The sequence below is a fragment of the Arenimonas sp. genome (assembly GCF_035721105.1).
Taxonomy (GTDB): domain Bacteria; phylum Pseudomonadota; class Gammaproteobacteria; order Xanthomonadales; family Xanthomonadaceae; genus Arenimonas.
The window spans coordinates 1-4,186 of sequence record NZ_DASTNG010000048.1; the positions used below are offsets into that span (position 1 = coordinate 1).

At 68.6% G+C, this 4,186-nt stretch carries 6 protein-coding genes and 1 pseudogene; 2 read left to right on the forward strand and 5 right to left on the reverse strand.

What is annotated here, in order from left to right; all coding sequences use genetic code 11:
• Together VFQ84_RS06830 and dnaG are read right to left on the reverse strand one after the other, a co-directional pair.
• A pseudogene (locus tag VFQ84_RS06830) lies at positions 1 to 135 on the reverse strand (DedA family protein); the annotation flags it as partial.
• Between the two features lie 130 nt (positions 136 to 265).
• Positions 266 to 2,002, reverse strand: coding sequence for a DNA primase (gene dnaG / locus VFQ84_RS06835; protein ID WP_325130555.1), 1,737 nt, complete (start codon positions 2,000 to 2,002; stop codon positions 266 to 268).
• Positions 2,003 to 2,090: 88 nt separating this feature from the next.
• On the opposite strand from dnaG, the gene VFQ84_RS06840 reads away from it, so the two are divergent.
• The gene (locus tag VFQ84_RS06840; RefSeq protein ID WP_325130557.1) at positions 2,091 to 2,729 is read left to right on the forward strand and encodes an N-acetyltransferase; all 639 of its coding nucleotides are present in this window, start codon (positions 2,091 to 2,093) and stop codon (positions 2,727 to 2,729) included.
• Here the strand turns inward: VFQ84_RS06840 and VFQ84_RS06845 are convergent.
• The gene (locus tag VFQ84_RS06845) at positions 2,726 to 2,896 is read right to left on the reverse strand and encodes a DUF1328 domain-containing protein (RefSeq protein WP_040673033.1); all 171 of its coding nucleotides are present in this window, start codon (positions 2,894 to 2,896) and stop codon (positions 2,726 to 2,728) included. The genes VFQ84_RS06840 and VFQ84_RS06845 overlap by 4 nt on opposite strands.
• Positions 2,897 to 3,041: 145 nt before the next feature.
• Between VFQ84_RS06845 and VFQ84_RS06850 the strand changes: the two genes are divergently transcribed.
• Positions 3,042 to 3,338 carry a hypothetical protein gene (locus VFQ84_RS06850; RefSeq protein ID WP_007806713.1) on the forward strand — a complete coding sequence of 99 codons (297 nt, stop codon included), beginning with the start codon at positions 3,042 to 3,044 and terminating at the stop codon, positions 3,336 to 3,338.
• Between the two features lie 24 nt (positions 3,339 to 3,362).
• On the opposite strand, the gene VFQ84_RS06855 is transcribed toward VFQ84_RS06850, so the two are convergent.
• Complete coding sequence (locus VFQ84_RS06855) at positions 3,363 to 3,809, reverse strand: GatB/YqeY domain-containing protein (protein WP_007806711.1); 447 nt, start codon at positions 3,807 to 3,809, stop codon at positions 3,363 to 3,365.
• Between the two features lie 202 nt (positions 3,810 to 4,011).
• On the reverse strand, positions 4,012 to 4,186 hold a 175-nt coding region (gene rpsU, locus VFQ84_RS06860; RefSeq protein ID WP_325130562.1), incomplete at its 5' end, for a 30S ribosomal protein S21.

A 4,186-nucleotide genomic window follows, 5' to 3' on the forward strand; every position in this document is an offset into this window, starting at 1 on the left:
GGCGATCACGCCGCCGGCGACCAGGGTGATGTCTTCGGGCAGCGGCAGGCCGGCGCCACAGATCATCAGCGCGAGGAAGACGGCAACGTAGCCGTTCTCGGCAAAAATCGTGACGAGGTGTTGCAACAGATCCATCAGTAATCCCGTGCGTCCTGCGTGATCCGCCAGGCCGAAGGCAGGCATGATCCCACACTCGCATGACTGCCCGTCCGCGGCGTTACGCCAAAGTGCGCGACGTGGCCGTGCCTGCGGCAGTTCACCGCAGTCACGCCGACGCCACCGGCGGGCGCACGCGGGCGGCCAGCAGTTCGCGCAGTTCGGCCTTCTCGGCGCTGTCCAGCGCGCCTTCGCGGCTCTTCGCGGTGAGAGCATCGCGGCGCTGGGTGACCGCCTGGTCTTCCATGCGCTGCAGGGCATCGAAGAATTCCGCCGCTTGGGCCTCGGCTTCGCCGACGACCGTAGCCGCCATCAGTTTCTGCAGCGACGGGTATTCGGGGCGCTCGGCGAAATGTTCCACCAGCATCGCCGGATTGATGCCGGGCCGTGCGCGCGCCAGGTCGAGCAATTCGGCCAGCAGTTCCACGCCGGGCTTGTCCAGGCGCAGGAAGCGATAGGGCTTTTCCACCTGGTCGGCCAGGCCGGGCTGGGCCAGCAACAGCGAGATTGCGCTGCGCACCAGGCTGCGCTGCACCGCGGTGGGGCGTTGCACCGCGCGGTGCGCGGCCGGGTCGGCCTGCAGCATCGCCCGCGCGCCGCTGCGCTTTTCCAGCTCCTGCGCCATCAGGTCGCGGAATGCGCCGTCGAGCAGCTTGCCGATCAGCGGACGAGCGCGCTCGGCCAGCCTGGCACGGCCGTCGAGGCTGGCCATGTCGACGTCGTGCGACAGTTCGTTGAAGAAATAGTCCGACAGCGGCATCGCTTCCCGGATGCGCTTCTCGAAGCCATCCTTGCCCTCCTTGCGCACCAGCGAGTCCGGGTCCTCGCCGTCGGGCAGGAACAGGAAGTACGCCTGGCGACCGTCGCGCAGGCGCGGCAGCGCGGATTCCAGCGCCTTCCACGCGGCGGCGCGGCCGGCGCGGTCGCCGTCGAAGCAGAACACCACGTCCGGCGCGGCACGGAACAGCACCTCGGTGTGTTCCGGCGTGGTCGCCGTGCCCAGCGTGGCCACCGCAATCGGCAGCCCGGCCTGGTGCAGCGCGATCACGTCCATGTAGCCCTCGACCACCACGATGCGGGCCAGGCTCTGGTTGGCCTGCTTCACCTGCCACAGCGCGAACAGTTCGCGGCCCTTGTGGAACAGCGGGGTCTCGGGCGAGTTGAGGTATTTCGGAGATTGTTCGGAGCTCAGGACGCGGCCGCCGAACGCGATCACCCTGCCGCGGCGGTCGAGGATCGGGAACATCAGTCGCTCGCGGAAGCGGTCGTACTTGCTGCCGCGCTCGCTGGAGGCGACCATGCCGGCCTCGTTCAGCAGCTCCATCCGGCGCGGCGTGTTGCCCAGCGCCTTGATCACGCCGTCGTAGCCGGCCGGTGCCCAGCCGAGGCGGAAACGCCTGATCGTCTCGGCGTCCAGTCCGCGCTTCTTGCAATAGGCCTGGGCATCGCCGCTGCGCGGCAGCTCGCCTTCGTACCAGCCGGCGGCGGCATCCAGCAGCGCGTAGAGATCGGTCTTGTCCTCGCGGGGCGCCGCTTCGCGACCGCCCTCGCGGGGCACGGTCAGGCCCACCGTCTGCGCCAGCTCCTCGACGGCGTCGGGAAACTCCAGCCGGTCGTAGTCCATCAGGAACTTGATCGCGCTGCCGTGCACGCCGCAACCGAAGCAGTGGAAGAACTGCTTGGCCGGGCTGACGTAGAACGACGGCGAGCGCTCGTTGTGGAACGGACAGCATGCCGTCCACTCGCGTCCGGCCTTCTTCAACGGCACCCGCCGCTCGATCACGTCGACGATATCGACGCGGGCAAGCAGTTCATCGATGAAGCTGTCGGGGATCAGGCCACGCATAAGCGGCCTAGTTTAGTCGGTCGGCGCCCCCGCCGCGTCCGCGGACTGCGCTAATCTCGGCCGGGGTCTCAACGGGAATGTGACGACGATGGCTGGATGGCTGTTCCGCCCGGCGGCCGCCTCCGACGTGGAGGCGGCGGTGCCGCTGATCCACAGCTCGGGGCCGGCGGCCTTCGACTATGTTTTCGCAGTGCCGGGCGTGGGTGATGCGCAGGCCTTCCTGCGGCGGGCCTTCGTCGACGGCGCGGGCGAGTTTGGCTGGCGCAACCACGTGGTGGGCGAGCGTGATGGTGTGGTGGTGGCGGTCGGGGCGGGCTACGGCGGCGACACCAAGTGGCCGTTCACCCTGGCGGCGGCGCGGCAGATCGTGCGCCATTTCGGCTGGCGTCATGCGACCGGGGTGATCGGGCGTGGCCTGCGCACGGAATCGGTGATCCCGCCGCCGGCCGGTGACCTGTATTACCTGGGGCATCTGGGTGTGAGCCCGGCCCTGCGCGGCAAGGGTGCGGGCACCGCCCTGGTCGCCCACCTGCTGGCGCAGCGGCCGGCGGCTGCGCTCGGCCCCGTCGTGCTGGACGTGGCCGTGACCAATCCCGATGCCCAGCGCCTCTATCAGCGGCTGGGGTTCGTGGTGACCGCCGAGCGCCCGTCGAAGCTGGCCAATCCGCAGGGCCGCGTGCCGGGCCACCGACGCATGCAATGGCAGGCGCCGGCGGAGCACGCCTAGAGGATGTGGAAGACGCCGATCACCGCCAGCAAGGCCAGCAGGAACAGGATCACGAAGCAGGCGAACAGCACCTTGGCGATGGTCGCGCTGGCGCCCGACACGCCACCGAAGCCGAGCCAGCCGGTGACCAGCGAGATGATGGCGAAAATGATGGCCCACTTCAGCATGACGATCTCCTGCAACGGTTGTGCGGTGGGATTCCACCGCTTCGGCACGCTTTGTAACGTGAGTGGCGTGAAGCCGATGCATCACGCCGCTTGCCCGCGCCGTCTGGCCGCGGCAAGCTGCCGGGCCAGCCGGGAGTGACGAATCGTGGTGATCAACGCGGTGATGATGGTGATGCAGCGGAAGATTGTCCGCGCCTTCGAACGGGCGGCGGCGACCACGCCCGCCACCGCGTGCCGCCCGGAACAGCTGGGCCTGAAACAGGGCGTGGCCTGGTATCCGCTGGTGCAGCACGCGGTGCTGCGCTGCCCCGGCGAGGGGCGTTATTTCCTGGACGTGGCGAACTGGCAGCGGCTGCGCCGACGTCGCCAGCGCGTGGCGCTGGTGGTGCTGGCGATCCTGCTCGGCCTGCTGGCGTTGATGGTGCTGTTGCGACAGGGCTGAGGCAGCGCATGCCGCGAACGGAGATCAGCCGGCCAGGCGGCTCTTGATGCGGCCCGACACCACGCCCATGTCGGCGCGGCCGGCGGCCTTCTCCTTCACCGCAGCCACCACCTTGCCCATGTCGCGCGGCGAGCTGGCCCCGGTTTCGGCGATGGCAGCGGTGATCAGCGCGTCGATCTCGGCCTCGTCCAGCTTGGTCGGCAGATAGGTCTCGATCACCACCATCTCGGCGCGCTCGATCGCCGACAGGTCGTCGCGACCGGCCGCGTCGAACTGGCTGACCGAGTCCTTGCGCTGCTTCATCATCTTCTCGAGCGTGGCCAGCACCTGGACGTCGTCGAGTTCGATCCGCTCATCGACCTCGCGCTGCTTGATCGCGGCCAGCATCAGCCGGATCACGCCCAGCTGATGCTTTTCGCCGGCGCGCATGGCGTTCTTCATGTCTTCGGTGAGCTGCTGCTTGAGCGTCATGGACGGGGCCTTATGGGATGAATGGACCATTCTACGGAAACGACAAAGCCGGCGTTGCCCCTGGGGACAACACCGGCCATGTCGTATCGGCTGTGCCTGCGGTGGCTGCGAGCGGCTCTCGTCGAAGAGCTGGCGCCGACCGTGTTTCCGGGTGCGCAGCGCCGGGGCGCCGCATGACCTGCCGGGCGACAGGTCGGGAAACTCAGTACAGGCGAACCTTGCGCGAAACGTCGCGCGACAGACGGCGCAGGTGACGCTTCACGGCGGCAGCGCGCTTGCGCTTGCGTTCCTGGGTCGGCTTCTCGTAGAACTCGCGCTTGCGCGTTTCGGCCAGGACGCCGGCCTTTTCGCAGGTACGCTTGAAACGACGCAGTGCG

Bases quoted from the DNA above. Each gene is read 5' to 3' on its own strand.
- VFQ84_RS06840 (WP_325130557.1), top strand. From the start codon at position 2,091: ATGGCTGGATGGCTGTTCCGCCCGGCGGCCGCCTCCGACGTGGAGGCG.
- dnaG (WP_325130555.1), bottom strand. From the start codon at position 2,002: ATGCGTGGCCTGATCCCCGACAGCTTCATCGATGAACTGCTTGCCCGC.
- VFQ84_RS06845 (WP_040673033.1), bottom strand. From the start codon at position 2,896: ATGCTGAAGTGGGCCATCATTTTCGCCATCATCTCGCTGGTCACCGGC.
- VFQ84_RS06855 (WP_007806711.1), bottom strand. From the start codon at position 3,809: ATGACGCTCAAGCAGCAGCTCACCGAAGACATGAAGAACGCCATGCGC.